Annotated in this window: 18 protein-coding genes and 1 tRNA gene; 10 read left to right on the top strand and 9 right to left on the bottom strand. The window is 68.9% G+C overall.

Going from position 1 to position 20,265, the window contains the following annotated elements; all coding sequences use genetic code 11:
- Nucleotide 1 precedes the first annotated feature (1 nt).
- Both QMG86_RS27840 and QMG86_RS27835 read left to right on the top strand, forming a co-directional pair.
- Entirely contained in the window at nt 2–244 is a 243-nt protein-coding gene (locus tag QMG86_RS27840; protein ID WP_281875669.1) for a hypothetical protein, read from the top strand.
- Between the two features lie 244 nt (nt 245–488).
- On the top strand, nt 489–1,712 hold the full coding sequence (locus QMG86_RS27835; protein ID WP_281875668.1) for an FAD-dependent monooxygenase: 1,224 nt from the start codon (nt 489–491) through the stop codon (nt 1,710–1,712).
- Nucleotides 1,713–1,870: 158 nt separating this feature from the next.
- Here the strand turns inward: QMG86_RS27835 and QMG86_RS27830 are convergent, their stop codons facing one another.
- Entirely contained in the window at nt 1,871–3,598 is a 1,728-nt protein-coding gene (locus tag QMG86_RS27830) for a fatty acid desaturase family protein (RefSeq protein WP_281875667.1), read from the bottom strand.
- Between the two features lie 190 nt (nt 3,599–3,788).
- Here QMG86_RS27830 and QMG86_RS27825 point away from each other — a divergent pair, with 190 nt between their 5' ends.
- From QMG86_RS27825 to QMG86_RS27815, 3 genes are read left to right on the top strand one after another with little or no spacing between them, the layout of a single operon-like run.
- Complete coding sequence (locus QMG86_RS27825; protein WP_281875666.1) at nt 3,789–4,730, top strand: alpha/beta hydrolase; 942 nt, start codon at nt 3,789–3,791, stop codon at nt 4,728–4,730.
- Between the two features lie 33 nt (nt 4,731–4,763).
- Nucleotides 4,764–5,219 (top strand): GbsR/MarR family transcriptional regulator, encoded by a 456-nt coding sequence (locus tag QMG86_RS27820; protein ID WP_281875664.1) that lies wholly within the window; start codon nt 4,764–4,766, stop codon nt 5,217–5,219.
- 9 nt (nt 5,220–5,228) lie between these two features.
- A complete protein-coding gene (locus tag QMG86_RS27815; RefSeq protein ID WP_281875663.1) occupies nt 5,229–6,041 on the top strand; it encodes a class I SAM-dependent methyltransferase in 813 nt (270 codons plus the stop codon).
- Between the two features lie 195 nt (nt 6,042–6,236).
- On the opposite strand, the gene QMG86_RS27810 is transcribed toward QMG86_RS27815, so the two are convergent.
- From QMG86_RS27810 to QMG86_RS27790, 5 genes are all read right to left on the bottom strand, one after another.
- Entirely contained in the window at nt 6,237–7,424 is a 1,188-nt protein-coding gene (locus QMG86_RS27810) for an NAD(P)/FAD-dependent oxidoreductase (protein WP_281875662.1), read from the bottom strand.
- 196 nt (nt 7,425–7,620) lie between these two features.
- Nucleotides 7,621–7,693: transfer RNA gene (locus tag QMG86_RS27805), tRNA-Arg, on the bottom strand.
- A 92-nt stretch (nt 7,694–7,785) separates the two neighbouring features.
- Nucleotides 7,786–8,586, bottom strand: coding sequence for a DUF1542 domain-containing protein (locus QMG86_RS27800; RefSeq protein WP_281875661.1), 801 nt, complete (start codon nt 8,584–8,586; stop codon nt 7,786–7,788).
- A 74-nt stretch (nt 8,587–8,660) separates the two neighbouring features.
- Nucleotides 8,661–10,130: a flavin-containing monooxygenase gene (locus QMG86_RS27795; protein ID WP_281875660.1), complete on the bottom strand. Its 1,470-nt coding sequence runs from the start codon at nt 10,128–10,130 to the stop codon at nt 8,661–8,663.
- Nucleotides 10,131–10,211: 81 nt separating this feature from the next.
- Entirely contained in the window at nt 10,212–11,354 is a 1,143-nt protein-coding gene (locus tag QMG86_RS27790) for an acyl-CoA dehydrogenase family protein (RefSeq protein ID WP_281875659.1), read from the bottom strand.
- A 556-nt stretch (nt 11,355–11,910) separates the two neighbouring features.
- Here QMG86_RS27790 and QMG86_RS27785 point away from each other — a divergent pair.
- The 3 genes from QMG86_RS27785 (at nt 11,911) to QMG86_RS27775 (ending at nt 15,683) form a co-directional block, all read left to right on the top strand.
- On the top strand, nt 11,911–12,282 hold the full coding sequence (locus QMG86_RS27785) for an ArsR/SmtB family transcription factor (RefSeq protein WP_281881160.1): 372 nt from the start codon (nt 11,911–11,913) through the stop codon (nt 12,280–12,282).
- Entirely contained in the window at nt 12,279–13,307 is a 1,029-nt protein-coding gene (locus QMG86_RS27780; RefSeq protein ID WP_281875658.1) for a cation diffusion facilitator family transporter, read from the top strand. Before QMG86_RS27785 ends, QMG86_RS27780 begins: the two co-directional genes overlap by 4 nt.
- Before the next feature lie 738 nt (nt 13,308–14,045).
- Nucleotides 14,046–15,683 carry a long-chain fatty acid--CoA ligase gene (locus QMG86_RS27775; protein WP_281875657.1) on the top strand — a complete coding sequence of 546 codons (1,638 nt, stop codon included), beginning with the start codon at nt 14,046–14,048 and terminating at the stop codon, nt 15,681–15,683.
- 15 nt (nt 15,684–15,698) lie between these two features.
- Here QMG86_RS27775 and QMG86_RS27770 read toward each other — a convergent pair whose 3' ends face one another.
- From QMG86_RS27770 to QMG86_RS27760, 3 genes are all read right to left on the bottom strand, one after another.
- On the bottom strand, nt 15,699–16,247 hold the full coding sequence (locus QMG86_RS27770) for an HD domain-containing protein (RefSeq protein ID WP_281875656.1): 549 nt from the start codon (nt 16,245–16,247) through the stop codon (nt 15,699–15,701).
- A gap of 124 nt (nt 16,248–16,371) precedes the next feature.
- A complete protein-coding gene (locus QMG86_RS27765; protein WP_159849904.1) occupies nt 16,372–16,764 on the bottom strand; it encodes an SCO5389 family protein in 393 nt (130 codons plus the stop codon).
- A 59-nt stretch (nt 16,765–16,823) separates the two neighbouring features.
- Nucleotides 16,824–17,870, bottom strand: a complete 1,047-nt coding sequence (locus tag QMG86_RS27760) for a nitronate monooxygenase (RefSeq protein ID WP_281875655.1) — start codon at nt 17,868–17,870, stop codon at nt 16,824–16,826.
- Between the two features lie 206 nt (nt 17,871–18,076).
- Between QMG86_RS27760 and QMG86_RS27755 the strand changes: the two genes are divergently transcribed.
- Nucleotides 18,077–18,952 (top strand): M23 family metallopeptidase, encoded by an 876-nt coding sequence (locus QMG86_RS27755; protein ID WP_281875654.1) that lies wholly within the window; start codon nt 18,077–18,079, stop codon nt 18,950–18,952.
- A 143-nt stretch (nt 18,953–19,095) separates the two neighbouring features.
- Nucleotides 19,096–20,079 (top strand): helix-turn-helix domain-containing protein, encoded by a 984-nt coding sequence (locus QMG86_RS27750; protein WP_281875653.1) that lies wholly within the window; start codon nt 19,096–19,098, stop codon nt 20,077–20,079.
- The last annotated feature ends 186 nt before the right edge of the window (nt 20,080–20,265 follow it).

Raw genomic sequence — 20,265 nt, 5'->3', positions numbered from 1 at the left:
CATGCTGGCCGAGGATGGTGAGACGATCCTGCTGCCGTTGCGCGGCCGGACCGAGGACGGCGTCTACTACAGCGGCTTCGAGGAGTTCCATCCCGGCGACCCGGGCTACGACGAAATGCTCCCGGTGGCACGGGAAAACCCGGTTTCGGAGTCGGAGGCTCCGGAGCGCCCGGTCGACCAGGACACCCTGGCCCGCATCCTGCGTGAAGCCGGGTTGGACGGAATGGACCTCGGAAACGAGTAGTTGCGGGCAGCTCGGCGGGCCGACCGACTGCTCCCGCATGCCGAGTTCAGGGTGTTCGCGGGAGCGTGGGCGGGATCGCGGTTGCGCCGATGAATTCTGTGTGGATCCGTCGTCCATACCGGTGGAAACACCGACAGCGGTGAGCCTGCGTTCCAGCGTGGGCAGGGAAACACAGGGAGGCACTGATGAGCGTCGAGGACGCCGTGCGGCGGCAAACGATCCGGCTGGGTGAGCAGTGGGCGCGGTGAGCAATACCAGGGTGTTGGTGGCGGGGGCGAGCATCGCGGGGCCCGCGCTGGCGCACTGGTTGCGTCGGCGGGGGGCCGAGGTGACCGTGGTGGAGCGGGCACCCGAGCTGCGTCCCGGTGGGCAGGCGGTGGACGCGCGCGGGGTGGCCAAGGAGGTCATCCGGCGGATGGGGCTGGACGCGGCGGTGCGCGCGGCCCGCACCGAGACCGCCGGCGCGTACACCGTTGATGTGGACGGGAACGTGCTGGAGACCTTCCGCGCGGACGACGACGGCGGCGACGGGTACATCTCGGAGATCGAGATCCTGCGCGGGGACCTGTCCCGGGTGCTTTACGACGACACCCGCGACGGTGTGGAGTACGTCTTCGGAGACCGGATCGCCGAGCTCACCCAGGACGCGGACGGAGTCGATGTGGCCTTCGCGGGTGGCGACCGGCGGCGCTTCGACCTGGTGGTCGGGGCGGACGGGCTGCACTCGGCGCTGCGAGCGATGGTCTTCGGGCCACGCGAGCGGTTCGTCCGCCACCTCGGGCTCGTGCTGGCCTTCTACAGTGTGCCCAACGAGTTCGGGCTGGACCGCTGGCTGATCGATTATCAGGAGTCCGGGCGCTCCGCCGGCCTCCGGCCCATCCGGGACGCCGGCCAGGCGATGGCCATGTTCTCCTTCCCCTCGGGGGACTTCGACGTCGACGACCGCGACGTCGCGGCCCAGAAGCGCCTGCTGCGTGAGCGGATGGCCGGTATGGGCTGGTTGACCCCGCGCATCCTCGCCCACCTGGACGACACCCCGGACTTCTACCTCGACCAGGTCGCCCAGGTGGTGATGGACCGCTGGTCGAGCGGACGGGTGGGGTTGCTCGGGGACGCGGCGTTCAGCTCGTCGCCGATGTCCGGGGCGGGCACCGGGCTGGCGCTGGTCGGCGCCTACCTGTTGGCCGGAGAGCTGGCCGCTGCCGGGTGGGACCCGGAGGCCGGGTTCGCCGGCTACGAGCGGCGGATGCGCTCGTTCGTCGAGGCCAACCAGGAAATCGGCCGGTTGCACGTGCGCAGCCGCGAGGTCCCCGGGCCGGGCGCCGAGCCGAGCATCGATTTCACCGGCGAATGGTTCACCGAACTTCTCGAGCGTGCGATCAACGGCGTCGAGCTGCCCGACTACGCAGGGGTGCCGGACTCCGGAGCCACGGCCGGACCGCCGATCACCTCGTCGGCCAAGCCGTAGGCGTCAGATAACTTGCCGAGAGGGATGACACTTCGGCAGGCCACCGCCGCTGTCCAGCGCGGAGGTGTGGCTGTCGTCGCGGACGCGCGCGGTTGCTGATGAGCGGCCCACATCGCAGCCGTCGACGGTTCCGTGCGTCGTGGTGCCCGGCTTTGTGTTCAGTGATCGCGTTGTGGCACTCCCGGGTTTCGATCGGGGGTGCGCAGGGGAGCGCCGACGTGGTGCAGGTGTCTCAGTGCCTCGCGGTAAGAGGAGATCAGCCCGGTTTCGTGGTAGGGCACGCCGATTTCGGTGCAGTAGTCGCGGACGATCACCTGGGCGTGACGCAGGTTCGGCGTCGGCATGCTCGGGAACAAATGATGCTCGATCTGATAGTTGAGCCCGCCGAGGGCGAGGTCGGTCAACGCGCCACCCCGCACGTTGCGGGAGGTCAGCACCTGGCGACGGAGGTAGTCGGGGCGTTCGTCGCCGGTCAAGGTCGGCATGCCCTTGTGGTTCGGGGCGAAGATGCAGCCCATGTACAGGCCGAACAGACCTTGGTGGACAGCGAGGAACGCGAAGGCTTTGTCGGCGGGCAGAACCGCGAACAGCGCGGCCAGGTAGGTGGCGAAGTGGACGAACAGCAGCGCGCCCTCGAATGCCCGGTGTTTGATCGATCGATTTCTGAGCGCACGTACACCGGCCACATGAAGGTTCACGCCCTCCAGCAACAGGAGGGGGAAGAACAGGAACGCCTGCGCCCTCCCGATGAGACGAGGCAGGCCGCGGCTGGACCGTGCCTGCTGTTGTGACCAGAGCAGAATGTCGGGCGCGACATCGGGGTCGAGTTCCTCGTGGTTCGGATTGGCGTGATGCCGGGTGTGCTTGTCCTGCCACCAGCCGTAGCCCAGGCCGATGCCGGCGTTGCCGACGAGTCGTCCCACGAGCTCCGTCGGCTGCCGCAGCCGGAAGACTTGGCGGTGCGCGACATCGTGCATGACGAGCGCGATTTGAGCGAACGTCACGGCCATGAACCCCGCGACCAGCAGCGTCCACCACGAATCGCCGACGAGGACGAACGCCGCCCAGCCGGCTGCAAACGCGAGTCCGACGAGGCTGAGCCGGACGGCGTAGTACACGGGACGCCGGTTCATCAGTCCCGCGTCGGAGATCCGGCGCAACAGACGGGCGTAATCACCGTCGGCGCCGCGCCGCGGTGACCGTGGAGATGACTCGGGGACCAAGGCAGGTGTCGTCATAGATCTTCCTGAGAACTGAGTCGGAGACGCCACCTCCATCCGTCCACGATGCCGGCCGGTCGATGTCGGGGCGGGGCGCCGATTGCGATACCCCGAAGCTATCGGCCGGATTCTCGTTGCCCGTAACCCTCTGGTATGACATGGAATCGGACTGCGGAGTGATATTCGATGCCTGCCGCGAACCGAGGCGGCTGACCAGTTTGGATGACCATTGGCGTGTGGCCACAGTCGAGGCTGGCGATCCGAATGCCCGGGACGCGGCGGTAGTCCTCGAAAGAACCCGGCTGCCAACGCTTGTCCTGAGCGCCATAGAGCGCACCACGGCCGGCACGCCGAGGTCGGTGAGCCGGTCCGTTTCGGTCCGTTCCGCAGGTCGTCGTCCGACGCGGTGAGACTGCGGTAGGTCATGCCGCGCAGGTCGGCGACGAACCGGTCGGGGATCTGCACGTCCCGGGTGAACGCGGAGCTCATGGCTTGCCGGAGGACGACGTCCGGGAGCAGCGGCCACAGCGGCTGCCCGATCGCCGGAACGAACAGCAGGTTGCCGACCGGATCGTTGTCGGTGACGGCGTCCAGGCGGGGACCGGAGTCGATCAGCATGATCGCCGACACCAGGTCTTGGCGCGGTTCGGCCAGGGAGGTGGCCACGTAGCCGCCGGAGGAATGCCCGACATGAGGAACGGCCCGCTCTTCCCGGGTGAACGCGACCGCCCGGCATCCCGAGCGTTGGAGTTGCGAACGGGCGCGCAAGACGCTGAGAAGGCCCGGGCTTGACGTATCTAGTCATTTCAGTCGAGACTGAAATGACTAGCTTGATTTCCTAGGGAAGGTGGCGGCGATGGCTACGCGTCGTGAGCAGGTGATGTTCAACAGTCTCGGCACCTCGTGCGCCGGTGACCTGTACTTGCCGGAGGCGGACGCCCCGGTTCCCGGCCTGGTGCTGGGGCACAGCGGGGTGATGGTCAAGGAGGCGCTGGCCGTGTTCGCGCCGCACTTCGTGCGCGCCGGGTTCGCCGTGCTGGCGATCGACTACCGCACGGTCGGTGCCAGCGAGGGCGAACCTAGGGGCCAGGACTATCCGCAGCGGCAGGTGGAGGACTTCCGAAGCGCGATCTCCTACCTACAGAGCCGACCGGAGGTGGACACGGCACGGATCGGGTTGTGGGGGGTCAGCGTCGGTGGCTCTGTCGCGGTGCAGGCCGCGGTGCTCGACCGGCGCGTGAAGTGTGTCGTGGTGCAGAGCCCCAGCGTGTGGAACGGGTGGCGGTACCTGGAGCGGTTGGTCGGCCGCGCCGGTGTGCAGGCGCTGCGGGACCGGCTGGACGAGGACTGGCAGCGTCGCTACGAGGGCGGGGCCAGTGCCCGGGTCCCGCACCTGAGCCTGGACGGGGAGACCGTACGGGACACGCCGGACCTGGCTGCGGAGATGTTCCCCAGCTACCGCAACGAGAAGACACTCGACTCCACCGAGCACCTGCTCACCTTCGCGCCCGAGGATCTCATCCACCGGCTGGCGCCAACCCCGCTGTTGATGATCGCCAACGGCGGGTGGGACCCGTACCACATGCTCGAGGAGGCACAGAGCGCGTTCGCCAGGGCTGGCGAGCCGAAACGGCTGGAGGTGCTGCCCTATGACGTCCTCGGCCTCTACACCGGTCCGGGCCTGGACGAGGCGATGGCGCTGGCCGTGGATTGGTTCGACCGCTACCTGCGCAAGACCCGGCTCGCCACTGTCACTCCGACGCCCACCCGCGAGTCGGTTGCCGCTATGACACAGTGACGGCTCCGATCAAGTCAGCCGAGGAGGAGCGCTATGCCCGATCAGGACAACCAGGACGAGGTGCTGCGGTGGGTCGAGCGGGTGGCCACGTTCTGCGTGGAGGAATGGGCGCTCGCGCCGATCACCGGGCGCATCCTGGGCTTGCTGATGATCTGCGACCCGCCCGAGCGCTCCGCCGGCCAGATCGCGGAGATGATCCAGGCCAGCCGCGCTTCGCTGACCTCGAACATGCGTTTCCTCGCCGCCATCGGCCTTGTCCGCAAGGTTCGCGTGCCAGGTGACCGCACCACCTACTACCGCATCGAGGACGACGCCTGGCACAAGGTGATCCAGCGCAAGCTCGACAGCCTCGGCGCCTTCGGCGACATCGCCGACGAAGGCATGAAACTCGCCGGCGCCAGTGGGGCTCACACCGAACGCATCCGTGCCGCCCAACAGTCGCTGACCTGGCTCCGCGACATCGCCGCCCGCAATCCTCCGACAACGTAAGGACTTCTCGTGCAACGCCTGCGACTGGACCTGGACCCGCTCCGGGAAACCTCGCTGCTCACCCTCTACGCGAGGGCTCTGGACACCAAGCTTCCCCACCCGATCCTCGGCGACACCCACTCCGCCGGCATCGCCGACCTGATCGACTACGACTTCGCCAAGCTCGACCTGAAGCCCAGCCTCGTCTGCGGCACCGCTCTACGCGCCAAGCATCTCGACGATGCGGTCCGGACGTTCGTCGCCGGCCACCCTGACGCCGTCGTGCTCGACCTCGGCTGCGGACTCGACACACGCGTCCTCCGCTGCGACCCGCCCGCCGGCGTCGACTGGTACGACGTCGACTTCCCCGACATCGTCGACCTGCGGCCCCAGTTCCTCCCGGACCGGTCCCTGCGCATCGGCGCCGATCTGACCACACCGGGCTGGCTCGACCCGCTGCCTCGCGACCGGCCGGCCATGATCGTCGCCGAGGGCCTGCTGCCGTTCCTGCCAGGCGACACCTTCCAGCGGATGGCCCGAGAGTTGACCGCGCACTTCGACACCGGCGAACTCGCCATCAACGGCTACACCCGCTTCGCCGCCTGGTCGATGAAGTACCACCCGACGATCAAGGCCATCGGCATCACCGCCGCTCAGGGCTTCGACGACCCGCACGAGCCCGAGACCTGGAACGCCGGCCTGACCATGGTCGAGGAGCGACTACTCACCCGCGCCCCGGAAGTCGCCGACTTTCCCCAGCCACTGCGCGCGGCCACCCGGCTCATGAGCCACAGCACCGCACTGTCCCGGCAAGGCAACCGCGTACTCCGCTACCGGTTCTGACTACTTCCATCCGCACACCGGAGCGAGCCCTCCGGGAAGCGCACACCAGGCGGATGCCGCCGTCGAGACCTTGACTCATGTCCATGTGGAGTGTCCGCCCGGGATCGCGCAGCAGGCCACTCCACCATCGTCTGCCGTATCCCGGGTCCGCCCCAGCCGTCTGGCCGGGGCGGACCTTGCCGGTTGCGCACGCGCTCAGACGGTCGCGACCGGAGCCTCCGCGCCGATCGCGACGACCCGGCGACGCCGGCTCGGCGCCAGTAGCGTCGGGTGCTTCACGCACCAGGCCGCGATGGAGCAGATCAGCTCCTTCACGCGCGCGGCCTTGCGACCCACGTCCACCTTGGAGGTGGGCTGATCCTCCTTGGTCACCTTCTGCACGATGGCATCGCGGCGACCGAGGCTGATGCACTGGCTGTTGTAGCCGATGGGGGCGTCGGGAACCGCACGTCCGGTCAGCCGAGCGGCAATGGCATCGGCACCCAGCCAGGCCATCGGGGAGGCGGTGGCGCAGCCCATGCGCAACGTCCTGCCGCCCACTCCCGCGGCGTGTGCGGCATCGCCGACGGCGTATACATCCGGATGCGAGACCGAGCGCTGGGTGGCGTCGACGACGATCCGCCCGGACTCGGAAACGGTGAGCGTGCTGGCGGCCGCGATCGGGTGCACGGCGAATCCCGCTGTCCAGACGGTCACTTGCGCAAGGATCTCCGCTCCCGAGCGGGTGGTCACGCCATCTGCGGTGACCCTGATGACGTCGGCGTGCTCGTGGACGGTGATCCCGAAGCGTTCGAACGCGCTGCGCAGGTGATTCTGCGCCTTCTCGTCGAGCCAGTCGCCGACGCCACCGCGCGCGGCGATCGCGACGTCCAGATCCGGGCGCGCCTCGGCAATTTCGGCGGCTACCTCGATACTGGTCAGACCACCTCCGACGATCAGCACGGTCTCACCCGCCGCCAGTTGGCTCAGGCGCTCCCGCAGCCGCAGCGCGGCGTGCTTGCTCGCCACATGGTGAGCGTGCTCGGCGACGCCAGGCACGCCGAAATCGGCGACGGTGCTGCCCAGGGCGTAGACGAGTGTGTCGTAGGCGAGGGTCTCAGCGCCCTGATCGCCGATCAGTCCGACGGTCTTGCGGTCCGCGTCGATCGAATCGACCCATGCGATGCGCACCTCGACCCCGGTGCCGGCGAACATCTTGCGCAGTGGACGAACCGGCAGGTCCTGCCCGGCGGCGAGCTGGTGCAGGCGCACCCGTTCGACGAAGTCGGGGTCGGCGTTGACGAGGGTGATCTCGACGTCGTCGCGGTGCAGTCGCTTGGCCAGGCGGCCGGCGGCGGTGGCTCCGGCGTACCCGGCTCCGAGGACGACGATGCGGTGCTTCATGGTCTTGCCTCCTGTCTCGGTGGGTTCGGAACTTGAACCGGACAGCCGCACGAATGCTGACAGGAGTGAAATGTGATGTGGGCCACTATAGATCGGGCGGGGACTGGCGCTCGGCGAACGCCAGCTTGTGATGCCTGAGGAATCGAGCCTGCGACGCCGAAGGGTGTCCTGAACTGCGGAAATGCGTCACAGTTTGTGCCCTCGGCAGGATTCGAACCTGCGACACCCGCTTTAGGAGAGCGGTGCTCTATCCCCTGAGCTACGAAGGCTTGCTGGGTGGGCTCGGCCCGCCCGGGACGTTCGCAGTCTACCGGGTAACGGGCTCGGAGTCCGCATCGCTGTCCTGGGGATGTACTGGAGGTCAGAAGCCTCCGTCGAAGCCGCCGCCGTCGAAGCCGCCGGAGTAGTCGCCTCCGTCATAGCCTCCGCCCTCGTAGCCGCCGCTGTCGTAGTCGCCGGAATACTCGCCACCCTGGTCGTAGGCGCCGTCGTCCGCGGCCGGTCCGTCTTGGAAGCCTTCGCCGTAGCCGCTCTCGAAGCCTTGCGCGCCGTAGGCGACCCCGGACATGCCGGAGAACAGGGAAGTGAACAGCAGGGCCGAGCCGACGCCCCAGGCGCCGGCGATCAGTGCGGGCTTCCACCAGGGTTCCGAGTACCAGCCTGCGGGGACCGGTCGTCCGGCCACTCGGCCGCCGGGGTAGTAGTTCGGCGTCGACGACGACGGATCGGGTGCGGCCGCGATCTGCCTGCCGTCGTACTCGACTACGCGCTTCTCGGTGACCTGCCCGGCGGTGTCCTGGCCGTCGAGGGCGGCGATCGCGGGGCCCGGGTCCATGTTCATCGCGGTCCGTGCGGCTCTGATGTAGTACAGCCCTTCCAGCGCGGTCTGCTTCGCCAGCCGTGCCTGCGTGGGCGTGCGTGCCTGGTCGAGTTGCGCACCGGCCGCGATATGCCGTTCGGAGGCGTCGGCGAGCGCTTGGACGGCGGCGTCGTTACTGCCGGAGAGGCTGTAGACCTGGCCGCCCAGTCGTTCGTTCACTTGCCGGGCATCGGCGAGAGCGTCGGCCAGCTCGGTGGCTCCACGATGTTTGCTCTGCTGTGTCTGCCATGCCACCAAGGCGATCAGCACTACGAGCACCAGAACGATCAGCAGCCACGACATGGGCACCTCTTCCGACAGATCCCGGACAACGTCAGTTTACTGTCGGCTAGCTGAGGTCTGGCTGAGCGTTCAGGTCAGTGCGCGGCGGGCGCCTGCGCCTCGTCGTAGTCGGCGGGGTCGAAGGTCCTGGTCTTGTGGCGGTAGAGGACGGTGGCGCCGGGCCAGTTGTTGGTGATCCGGCCGGAGGCGTTGCGGTACCAGCTGGAGCAGAAGTTCCAGGGGGTGTCCTTCAGTCGCTGCTGCAGCCAGTCGTCCCAGCGCTGCTCGGTGGCGGCGCGAGCGGCGAGATAGCGGCCGGGGCGGTCGGTGAGGTACCGCACCACCTGCCGGATGTAGCGGGCCTGGGATTCGAGCATGTAGATGATGGAGCCGGCGCCGACGTTGGTGTTCGGGCCGTACATCAGGAACAGGTTCGGGAACTGCGGCACGGACAGGCCGAGGTAGGCGCGGGCGCCTTCGTCGCCCCAGACGTCGGCCAGCTTGCGCCCGCCGAGACCGTAGATGTTCATCGGCGCCAGGAACTCGGTGCCTTTGAAGCCGGTGCCGTAGACGATGACGTCCACGTCGTGCTCGACGCCGTCGGCGGTGCGGATTCCGGTCGGCGTGATCGCCTCGATGGCGGTGGTCTCCACGGTGACGTTCGGCTGCGCCAGCGCGGGGAAGTACTCGTTGGAGAACAGGCCGCGCTTGCATCCGGCCGCGTAGTCGGGTGTCAGTTTCGCGCGCAGCTCGGCGTCGGGGACCTGCTTTTCCCGGTGCCGGTCGGCCAGCGCGATCACGGGGGTCTTGATTGCTGGGATGTCGGTGAGCCCGAGGGCGAGCAGTTCGAAGACGGACCAGATGGCGAATCGTTCGAGTAGGCGGCTGGGCGGGAAGTATTTGAACAGCGCGTGGTGCAGGGCGCTGTACTCGACGTCGGCTTTCGGCAGTACCCAGGCCGCCGAGCGCTGGAACAGCGTGAGGTGGGCGGCGTCCGGCTGGATGCGCGGGATGTACTGGATCGCGCTGGCCCCGGTGCCGATGCAGGCGATCCGCTTGCCGGTCAGGTCGACGTCGTGGTCCCACTCGGCGGAGTGGAAGGCGGGACCGGTGAAGGTGTCGATGCCGGGGATGTTGGGCAGCGCGGGGCGCGAGAGCTGCCCGACCGCCGGGATGAGGACGTCCGCGGTCAGTTGCGCCCCGTCGGCCGTGCGGACGGTCCATCGGCCGGTGCGCTCGTCGAACTCCGCGTCGGTCACCTCGTTGCCGAACCGGATGAAGCGCCGCAGGCCGTGCTTGTCGGCGACGCCCCGCATGTACGCGTGGATGTCCCGCTGTTCGGAGAAACGCCGTGGCCAATCGGACTTCGACTCGTAGGAGAAGGAATACAGCGGGGAAGGCACGTCGCAGGCCGCGCCGGGGTAGGTGTTCTCCCGCCAGACGCCGCCGAGGTCGGTGGCGCGCTCCAGGATCGTGAAGGTGTCCACCCCGGCCCGCCGCAGTTCCAGCGCCATGCCGAGCCCGCCGAATCCGGCTCCGATGATGATGATGGACGGCGTCGTCATGTTTCGAGGGTACGAGCCGGTATCCGCAGGTCGGAAGACATCCGCGGTCAATCAATCGGCATTTCCGGCCACCCGGAGGCGTCAGCTCCCGGCGAGCTGGCGCGCGATGACCAGACGCTGAATCTGATTGGTGCCCTCGAAGATCTGCATCACCTTGGCTTCGCGCATATAGCGCTCGACGGGGAAGTCCTGGGTGTAGCCGTAGCCGCCGAAGACCTGGACCGCGTCGGTGGTGACCTTCATGGCGGCGTCGGTGGCCACGAGCTTGGCCACGCTGGCCTGGCGCGAGTACGGCAGTCCCGCGTCGCGGCGGCGGGCGGCGTCGAGGTAGGTGGCGCGGGCGGAGTCGACGGCGGCGGCCATGTCGGCGAGCACGAAGCCGAGTCCCTGGTGGTCGATGATGTGGCGGCCGAACGCCTCTCGCTCCTTGGCATACGCGACGGCCTCGTCGAGGGCGCGCTGCGCCAGGCCGGTGGCGACCGCGGCGATGCCGAGGCGTCCGGAGTCCAACGCGCTGAAGGCGATCGAGAGGCCTTGCCCCTCGGCGCCCACGCGCCGTTCCTCGGGCAGGAACGCGTCGTCGTAGGCCGCGGTGGTGGTGGGCACGGCACGCAAACCCATCTTCTCCTCGGGTTTGCCGAAACTGAGTCCCTCGGTGCCGGCGGGGACCAAGAAGCACGAGATTCCGCGCGAGCCTTCACCGGTGCGGGCGAACAGGGTGTAGAAGTCGGCGCGGCCGCCGTTGGTGATCCAGGCTTTGGCGCCGGTGATCCGGTAGCCGCCCTCGACCGGAGTGGCGCGGCAGCGCAGCGCGGCCGCGTCGGAACCGGCGTGCGGCTCGGAAAGGCTGTAGGCGCCGATGGTCTCGCCGGAGAGCATTCCGGACAGCCAGCGTTGCTTCTGCTCGTCGGTGCCGAAAGTGAACAGCGGATGGCAGCTCAGGCTGTGCACGCTGACGGCGACGGCGACGGCGGCCCACCGGGCGGCGAGTTCCTCGAGCACCTGCAGATACACCTCGTAGGGCTGCGCGCCGCCGCCGAATTCCTCCGGATACGGCAGGCTCAGCAATCCCGCCGCGCCCAACGCGGGGAAGACGCCATCGGGGAAGATCCCGGTCTTCTCGCACTCGGCCACGCGCGGTTCGAGCACCTTGTCGGCGATGTCGCGGGTCAGTTCCAGCAGGTCCCTTGCCTCGGGGGTGGGCAGCATTCGGTCCACTGGCATGTCGTCTACTCCACGGTCGCTCGATGTTTTCCCGGGATTCACAGTAACCGGGCGATGCCGAGTGCCCCTCGGGGTCGCCCTCGGCGGCGGTGTGCGGCGGGCCGGGCGCGGCCGGACATCACGATTCGGGATGATTCCCGCACGAGCGACGAGTTCGGTGCAGAATGGCCCGATCGGAGCGGCTCGTCCTTCCTCGGCCGCGCGCGATCGAGTTGCCGGGCGCTCGCGCCGTCGTGCTGCACGTGCAGCTGTGTGTACAGGTGCGCGGTTACCCTGCCGAGGCCCGGGATCATTCGTGCTGGTCAGCGCCGTTTTCTGGGAGGCGGACCGAAAACGGGTGTGCGCCTGCACGATTGGTTTGTCTCATTCGGGTGATAACTGCTTCCTCGCCTGGCGCACCGACGCCACACTCGGCTAAGACAAAACTGTTCGGATTCGGGGTCGACCGGCGTGTCGGCGGCGACGCAGGGGGTGCCGCCGCCACGTCGGCCCGGAGCTCTGGTACCGGCGGCGTCGTCTGTTCTAATATCTGCGTATGAATGCAGATAACCAGGAAATGCGGCCGCCGCTCGCGGAGGATCAGGTCGGGCTGGTTGTCGAGGTGTTTCGCATGCTCGCCGACCCGACCCGCGTGCAAGTGCTGTGGGCGTTGGTCGATCGCGAACTGTCGGTGAACGACCTGGCCGGACAGGTCCGCAAGCCCGCGTCCTCGGTGTCGCAGCACCTGGCCAAACTGCGCATGGCGCGGTTGGTGAACACTCGCCGGTCCGGGACGACGATCTTCTATCGCCTGGAGAACGAGCACGTCCGGCAGCTGGTGATGGACGCGGTGTACAACGCCGAGCATGCCGGGCCCGGCGTCCCCGCGCACCACCGCGCCGCCGCCGTGCGCGACTTCCCCAGCCGAGACGAGGCGAGCGCGTCATGAGCCACCGGCATCATCACCCGCACCACCACCATGCCGGACAGCATCATCGACATCGGCCGGGCGCGGTCGGTGCGCTGCGGGAGATCTTCGTCCCGCACAGTCACGACGCCGCCGACAGCATGGACGACGCGCTGGAGGCCAGTGCGGTCGGCATCCGGGCGGTCAAGATCAGTTTGGTCGTCCTCGGGTGCACCGCGGCGCTGCAACTGGTGATCGTCGCCGCATCCGGTTCGGTGGCCCTGGCCGCGGACACCGTGCACAACTTCTCCGACGCGCTGACCGCGGTGCCGCTGTGGATCGCGTTCGCCCTCGGCCGCAAGGCCGCGACCCGGCGCTACACCTACGGATTCGGCCGGGCGGAGGATCTGGCCGGGCTCTTCGTCGTCGCGATGATCGCCTTGTCGGCGTTGATCGCCGGGTATCAGGCGGTGCGCAGGCTGCTGGATCCGGTGCCGCTCGAGCATGTGGGCTGGGTCGCCGCGGCCGGGCTGGTGGGGTTCCTCGGCAACGAGACGGTCGCGCTGTACCGGATCCGGGTGGGGCGGCGGATCGGCTCGGCGGCGCTGATCGCCGACGGTCTGCACGCGCGCACCGACGGGTTCACCTCGCTGGCCGTTCTGCTCGGTGCGGCGGGAGTGGCGCTGGGCTTCCCGCTGGCCGATCCGATCGTCGGCCTGCTCATCACGATCGCGATTCTCGCGGTGCTGCGAACCGCCGCACGGGACGTGCTGCGCCGGTTGATGGATGCCGTCGAGCCCGGCTTGGTCACCGCGGCGGAGCGGGCGCTGGCCGCCGAGCCGGGCGTGCAGGGCGTGCGCAGCCTGCGGATGCGGTGGATCGGCCATCGGCTGCACGCCGACGTCGAACTGGACGTCGCGCCGACGATCACGCTCGCGGACGCGCATCGGGTCGCGCACGAGGCCCAGCACGCCCTCACCCACGTGGTGCCCAAGCTGGATACAGCTGTGGTGCACGCCTATCCGGCGCATACCGAGCTCGCGGTGCCGGGTGCGGCAGGAGCATAGGGATCGGCTATCGAGGTCGCCTTGCCGGGATGGTCGGCGGGCAGCGCATCCGTTGCCGAGTTCGCGCCGAGCTGACCAGCGGTAACTGAGGGCGCACGCCATCGGATGGCTGCGCTCGGGATTGCCCGCAGCCGTTGCCCGGGGCGGCCTACCGTTGGGTAGCATCGCCCGTGTGATGTGGCTCATGGTCGGTGCGTGCTGAACCATGCCGCCGCCTGTGCCGACCATCGCTCAGCTTCCCGGCCGAGTCTCACCCTGCCGCATCGCGGAGGATTCCGACGCCGTCGCGTCGACGGAGGCACCGGCCCGAGGCCGCCTTGCCGAGCGCACGCGCCCCATCCGCACGGGCGCCGAATTCACCCGTGGCTACAAGGTCTTTCGCGGCGAACTCGACCGCTCGCAGGTGATCCGGCCGGACGCCGTCGCCGCGGCTCCCGGATCGAGCCCGGCTCGGACCTCGGCCGGAAGTACGGTTCGATGCTCCCGCGCTGGGTGGGTAGCCCGTCCGGACCCGAAACCCGCAGTGCCCTCGGTCGTCTCGGCCGCGCCGATCACGCGGCGTGGGCCGATCCCGGACATGCGCTGTCGTGCGCCGTGCTCACCAGCGGCGATCCGATTCGGAATCCCGAAGCGACCCGCCCGGCGGGCTCGCTCGACGGATCACATCGCCGGACCCCGCGGCGGGCCGAAACCGACTTGGCTTTCTGACGGGAAGTCACCGAAGAAAAAGGAGTTCCGATGTTGAGCACTATGCAGGACGAGCCGTTGTCGCTGGCCACGTTGCTGCGCTACGCATCGACGTTCGCCGGCGATTCGACCGTGTCCACCTGGACCGGGACCGGCGTGCGCACCATGACCTACCGCGAGGTCGGCGCGGAATCGGCGCGGTTGGCGAACGCGCTGCGCGGGCTCGGCATCGGGGTCGGCGACCGGGTCGGCACGTTCATGTGGAACAACAACGAGCACTTGGTCGCCTACATCGCGGTGCCCGCGATGGGCGCGGTGCTGCACGCGTTGAATATCCGGTTGTTCCCGGATCAGGTCGTGTACGTGGCCAATCACGCCAAGGACCAGGTGGTGCTCGTGGACGGCACGCTGGTGCCGCTGTTCGGCCAGATCCTGCCGCACCTGACGACCGTCCGCCACGTCGTCGTGGTCAACGGTGACGCGGCGACCCTCACCGCGCCCGAGGGCGTGCAGGTGCACTCCTACACCGAGTTGCTCGGCGGGCAGCCGGACACCTACGACTTCCCGGTGATCGACGAGCGCGCCGCCGCGGCGATGTGCTACACCTCCGGCACCACCGGTGATCCGAAGGGCGTGGTGTACTCGCATCGGTCGAATTGGCTGCACGCCATGCAGGTGAGCGCGAACAACGGCATGGGCCTGTTCGAAACCGACACCATCCTGGCCATCGTCCCCCTGTTCCACGCCAACGCCTGGGGCCTGCCGTACGCGGCGCTGATGTCCGGTTCGAATCTGCTCATGCCCGACCGGTTCCTGCAGCCGGGGCCGCTGCTGGAGTGCATGGCCGCGCAGAAGCCGTCCTTCGCCGCCGCGGTGCCGACCATCTGGGGCGGGGTGCTGGCGGCGCTGGCGGCGAATCCGCAGGACATCACCCATCTGCGCGCGGTGGTGGTGGGCGGTTCGGCGGTTCCTCCGTCGATGATGCGCACCTTCGAGGACAAGCACGGCGTGCGGGTGCTGCACGCCTGGGGCATGACGGAGACCTCGCCGCTGGGCAGCGTCGCGCATCCGCCCGCCACCGCGGTGACCGAGGAAGAGAAGTGGGCATACCGGGTGACCCAGGGACGTTTCCCGGCGGGTGTGCAGGCGCGTCTGGTCGGTGACGACGGCGTGGTGCCCAACGACGGCGTGTCGCTGGGGGAGCTGGAAGTGCGTGGTCCGTGGATCACCGGCTCGTACTATTCGCCGGACGGCGCGGTGGTCGATCCGGAGAAGTTCCACGACGGCTGGCTGCGCACCGGCGACGTCGGCAAGATCAGCCCCGACGGCTACCTCACGCTGGTGGACCGTTCCAAGGACGTGATCAAGTCCGGCGGCGAGTGGATCTCGTCGGTGGATCTGGAGAATGCCGTGATCGGGCACCCGGCGGTCGCCGAGGCCGCCGTGATCGGCGTGCCGGACGACAAGTGGGACGAGCGCCCGCTCGTGGCGGTGGTGCTGGCCGAGGGCGCCGAGGTGAAACCCGAGGAATTGCGCGACTTCCTGGCCGACAAGTTCGCCAAATGGCAGCTGCCGGAACGCTGGACGTTCATCGCCGAGGTCCCCAAGACCAGCGTGGGCAAGTTCGACAAGAAGCGGCTGCGCAGCCAGTACGCCGACGGCGACCTGGAAGTCATCACGCTCGGCTGACCCCGTCGCCCCGCGTCACCACTTCAGCATCGGCAGTGGTGACGCGGGGTGGGTCCGCAACCGCCGCGCGGTCAGCGTCACCAGCCTGCGGTGGAAGCCGTGATTCGGATAGCGCTTCGCCAGCTCGCTATAGGTCCGGCGAGAGATGCCGAAGCGGCCGAGCAGGCCCAGTTCGACATCGATCGCGTCGGCGCGCCGGAAGATCTCGACCGGGTCGTGCGGCGGGCCCGCCGGGCGGATCTTGTGATGCTGGTCGATCATCGTCACCACCAGCCCGGTGAGGTCGTCGCGGTCGATGCTCGCCAACCAGGCGCGCGCCTGGTCGCAGGAGGGGGCGAGGTAATCGAAGCTGCCCGCCGACCAGATGCCGATGTCGTGCAGGGTGGCCGCGGTCAGGAATTCCTCACGGGTGCTCGGCGGAGGTTGCCGATCGGCGGCCAGGAGGTCGCACAGCGTCAGGACCCGCAGGACATGATTGGTGTAGGCGGCGCGGTCCGCCCCGAGCTGTTGCTGCCACGGCGCGAGCCGGGCCTCGACCTCTTCGCGAAGATCGTTGCTGCTCATGGCGGTTCACCCTACGCGTAGGGGCCCGTCGCGGACGGCGGCGACGCGCGGGCGCGCGGCCCTGAACACGCGAACACCCGGCGCGGGCGAAACGGTTTGCCGCGCCGGGTGTTCGGCTGGTGGATCAGCAGTTGCGCAGTTCCGGGCTCTGGTTGAGCAGCTGCGCCCTGGTGCCGATGAACGTGGTGTAGGTCTCGCCGCCCACCGCGGAGAGCGGGAACGCGGCGACCCGGTGGCAGTTCTGGAAGGCGAGCTTCACGCCGAAGTGCCGCTCCAGTCCACCGCGGATCGCGTCGGAGGCCATGGCGCGCAACAGTTGCCCGCGCGCCGTCTCGTCGGGCGGCGCGATCGTGTTGTCGGCGAATTCCGCCGTGCCGGAACGCAGCTCACCGGCCACCCGGCTGACGACTTCCCAGGCGTAGGGCAGGGAAGTGCGCACGACCTCGACGAAGTCGGCGTCGTCGACCTCGCCGCGCTCGGCGCGTTCGAGTAGTGCGGTGGGGACATCAAGGGACATGGCGCTCTCCTCCAATGCTGGACGTCGATGCGATGTCCGAGTCTAATCGAAAGTCGTTGTCAATAATGCTGGATTCGCCGCGAAAGTGCTTTTTCCAGTGCGGCTTTCGTGTCGGCTGCCAGCGTCGCGACCAATTCGCCTGCGGGTAGCTCGGGTGCCAGCGCATGGGTCTGACCCGCCCAGAGGTTGACGTCGTCGGAGTTGCCGGCCGCTCGTGCGGCGGCCCGCAGCGGGGCGGTGGCGTAGTGGATCTCCGGGTAGCCGGCCGGCGCGGTGGCGGTGTGTCGCAGCAGGAATCGGTTGCGCAACCCGCGCGCCCTGCGGCCGGTGAACGCGCGCGTGAGCATTGTCGGGGTGTCGGCGGTCAACGCGGTGCGGTGCGCCTGGTTGGTGCCCGCTTCGGGACAGCGCAGAAACACTGTGCCCAGTTGCGCGGCCGCGGCGCCCGCCGCGAGCGCGGCGGCGATGCCGGCGCCCGTCGCGAGACCTCCGGTGGCCACCAGCGGACGGTCGGTCGCGGCGGTGAGCAGTTGCAGCAACGCGAGCAGGCCGAGCGGGTCGGCGGAGTCGTCGGCCGGTCGATCCACGAACGTCGCGCGGTGCCCGCCCGCCTCCGCCCCTTGGGCGATGAGCACGTCGGCGCCCGCCTCGACCGCGACGCGCGCCTCGTCGACCGAGGTGACGGTGACCCAGACCTCGGACCCGGCGGCGTGCAGCCGCTCGATGTCCGCGGCGTCGGGGCAGCCGAAGGTGAAGGACACGGCCGCGACCGGATCGGCGACGAGCAGGTCCAGCTTGGCCTCCCAGTCGTCGGTGTCGAAGCGCGGATCCCCGAGTTGGTGATCGGCGCCGAGTTCGGCGAGATAGTCCGCCAAATCGGCGAGGGGCGTCGGCGGACCCGGTACGAAGAGGTTCACGCCGAAGCGCTTGCCGGTGAGCGCGCGGGTCGCCGCGATCCGGGCGGCGGTGTCGGCGGCGCTGAGATAGCCGGCGGCCAGCTGGCCGAAACCGCCCGCCTCGGCCACCGCGGCAGTGAGCTCGGGAGTGGAGGGGCCGCCCGCCATGGGGGCGAGCACGATCGGAACGTCCAAGCGGTCGAGGATCACGGTCCGATTGTCGCGCATTTGGACGTGTGACCCGGACCTCACCAGCGTTTTTCCGCCGGAAGGTTGCGGAATGGTCACGACGCGGTAGAGTTCCCGTCACGACGGATGCCAAACCGTTATCCGCCCGGCTACACCGGATCGTTATAGAACCGGCTCGGCACGGGCTCCGGCATCCCTGACCCAGTGGTACGACCGAGGATTCAGTTTTGTCGCAGCACCGTGTAGGCCCCAGTTCCATTACCGTCCAGAGCCTCCTCGGCGACGGCGGCGAAACGGGCCGTCCGACGCGGCACCGCGCCGAGCCGTCCGCCACCGAGCGTGTGAAGGCCGCCGCCACCGCCGCGGTCGCGGCGGGTGCGCTGATCGGTGCTGCCAGCCAGGTCGCTCCCGCGCTGGCTTACGCCGCGCCGCTGTTGCCCGGTTCGCACGACGCCGACGAGGAGCAGCAGGCCGCGCCCGCCACCGTGAAGGGTACGAGCATCCTGCCGGTTGCCGAGGCGAAGGCTGCCGCCGAGCCGGTCGCGCAGCCCGCGCCGGAACCCGCCGCGGTCGCGGCCGAGATCGCGGCCCCGGTCGCCGCTCCGTTCGGCATTCCCAATCTTCCCCCGGAGATCGCCGCACCTTTGGCCCAGGCCGAGGAGGCCCTCAAGGGTGTGCAGCAGCAGGTCGCTCCGGCGCCCGCGGTGCGCCCGGTGGCCGGCGCCATCAGCTCCGGCTACGGCAGCCGCTGGGGTGCCATGCACTACGGCCTCGACTTCGCCGACGCGCTGGGCGCGCCGATCCACTCGGTCAGCAACGGCACCGTGATCGAGGCGGGGCCCGCCTCCGGTTTCGGCCTGTGGGTGCGCGTGCTGCAGGACGACGGCACCACCGCGGTCTACGGCCACGTGAACGAGATGTTCGTGCACGCGGGCCAGCGGGTGAACGCCGGCGATGTGATCGCCACCGTGGGCAACCGGGGTCAGTCCACCGGTCCGCACCTGCACCTGGAGATCTGGGACCAGTCCGGCTCCAAGATCGACCCGCTGCCGTACCTGGCCGCCAAGGGCGTGCCCATGGAGTGGGGCCCGTCGGCGCACTGACTTCACCTGTCCGACTTGACATTCCGAGCAGTGCATGGTTGCACGCAGCGAAGCTTCCCGCGTCCCGGTGACGCGGGAAGCGGTTCGCGCCCGGGTCTTGGAGAACCGCCCAATAGGCACCGGTCGGTCGCTAGGCTCGGGCCGTGATCGAGCTGGGCGACATCTTCGAGCCTGGGTCGCCGCACGGCCGCGCTTACGCCGTGCTGGTGCACCATCCCCGGTCGAGTCTCGCCGATATCGCGCATTACCTGGGCGTTTCGGAAGACCTCGCCGCGGATTCGTTGGATGTCTTGTGTGAAGTGCGCGCCGCGGTCCGCATCGAGTCGCCCGACGGCGAAACGCTGTGGGACGCGCACGCGCCGGAATCGTTGTCCGAAGCCGAGGCGCGGCGCAGGCAACAGGAGATCAATCAGATGCACGCCGCCGCAGCCCGGTTGAGCGAGACGTTCCGTTCGGTGCGTCGCTCGCCCCGCGGCAACGGCGCGGTCGTGCCGGTGTACGAGCGCCTGGAGATGCTGGCCGATTTCGAGGAGATGCAGACCGGTGCCCGCAGCTGCGTCAAGCTCGTCGAGCGCGGCCCCTATCTCAGCGATCCGGAACGTGAACGCCAGCTGTTCGAGCTCAAACGCGCCAGGCTCGCCGACGGAATCCGCTACCAGACCCTGTACCAGGACACCGTCTACCAGGATCCGGAGCGGCTGCGGCACGCGCTGTCCACCAACGCCAGCGGTGCGCAGGCCAGAACCCTGCCGGATCCGCCGTTCAAACTGATCATCAGCGACGACGAACGGGCCAGCCTGGTGCTGCACGCCGACGAACGCAGGCCCGACCCGATGGGTCTGCGCATCACCGGTTCGCCCACGCTCGAGCTGCTGATCAAGACTTTCGACGTACTGTGGACGATGGCCGCGCCCATCTCGGTGAATCCGTCCGCCGAAGCGCTGGACGAACGCGATCGCGCGATCCTGACCTTGATGGGGCTGGGCGCCACCGACGACACGATCGCGCGCAGGCTCGGCATGTCCCGGCGCACGGTGGTCCGCCGCACCGCACGGCTGTTGGAGCGGCTCGGGGCGAGCACCAGGTTCCAGGCGGGGGTGCAAGCCACCCGGCGCGGCTGGTTGTGAGCAAGCTCACCGATCAAGGGAGTCCTGCAACATGAGGGGCTCGGCGCCGATATAACGGCAGGCGGTAAGCAAGACACCGATTCCATGGGGGAGTGGGCGGCGTCCGACGAGAGGACAGCACCACCGAAGGGGGACGCGGACCGCACCGACGGCAGCCGCGGCAATCCGATACAGCGCGCGGGTTGG

This window comes from Nocardia sputorum, assembly GCF_027924405.1.
GTDB lineage: Bacteria > Actinomycetota > Actinomycetes > Mycobacteriales > Mycobacteriaceae > Nocardia > Nocardia sputorum.
This window is presented reverse-complemented; position numbering and strand designations above follow the sequence as displayed.

Bases quoted from the DNA above. Each gene is read 5' to 3' on its own strand.
- QMG86_RS27825 (WP_281875666.1), top strand. From the start codon at position 3,789: ATGGCTACGCGTCGTGAGCAGGTGATGTTCAACAGTCTCGGCACCTCG.
- QMG86_RS27785 (WP_281881160.1), top strand. From the start codon at position 11,911: ATGCGGCCGCCGCTCGCGGAGGATCAGGTCGGGCTGGTTGTCGAGGTG.
- QMG86_RS27780 (WP_281875658.1), top strand. From the start codon at position 12,279: ATGAGCCACCGGCATCATCACCCGCACCACCACCATGCCGGACAGCAT.
- QMG86_RS27800 (WP_281875661.1), bottom strand. From the start codon at position 8,586: ATGTCGTGGCTGCTGATCGTTCTGGTGCTCGTAGTGCTGATCGCCTTG.
- QMG86_RS27810 (WP_281875662.1), bottom strand. From the start codon at position 7,424: ATGAAGCACCGCATCGTCGTCCTCGGAGCCGGGTACGCCGGAGCCACC.
- QMG86_RS27840 (WP_281875669.1), top strand. From the start codon at position 2: ATGCTGGCCGAGGATGGTGAGACGATCCTGCTGCCGTTGCGCGGCCGG.
- QMG86_RS27820 (WP_281875664.1), top strand. From the start codon at position 4,764: ATGCCCGATCAGGACAACCAGGACGAGGTGCTGCGGTGGGTCGAGCGG.
- QMG86_RS27795 (WP_281875660.1), bottom strand. From the start codon at position 10,130: ATGACGACGCCGTCCATCATCATCATCGGAGCCGGATTCGGCGGGCTC.
- QMG86_RS27765 (WP_159849904.1), bottom strand. From the start codon at position 16,764: ATGTCCCTTGATGTCCCCACCGCACTACTCGAACGCGCCGAGCGCGGC.
- QMG86_RS27775 (WP_281875657.1), top strand. From the start codon at position 14,046: ATGTTGAGCACTATGCAGGACGAGCCGTTGTCGCTGGCCACGTTGCTG.
- QMG86_RS27790 (WP_281875659.1), bottom strand. From the start codon at position 11,354: ATGCCAGTGGACCGAATGCTGCCCACCCCCGAGGCAAGGGACCTGCTG.
- QMG86_RS27770 (WP_281875656.1), bottom strand. From the start codon at position 16,247: ATGAGCAGCAACGATCTTCGCGAAGAGGTCGAGGCCCGGCTCGCGCCG.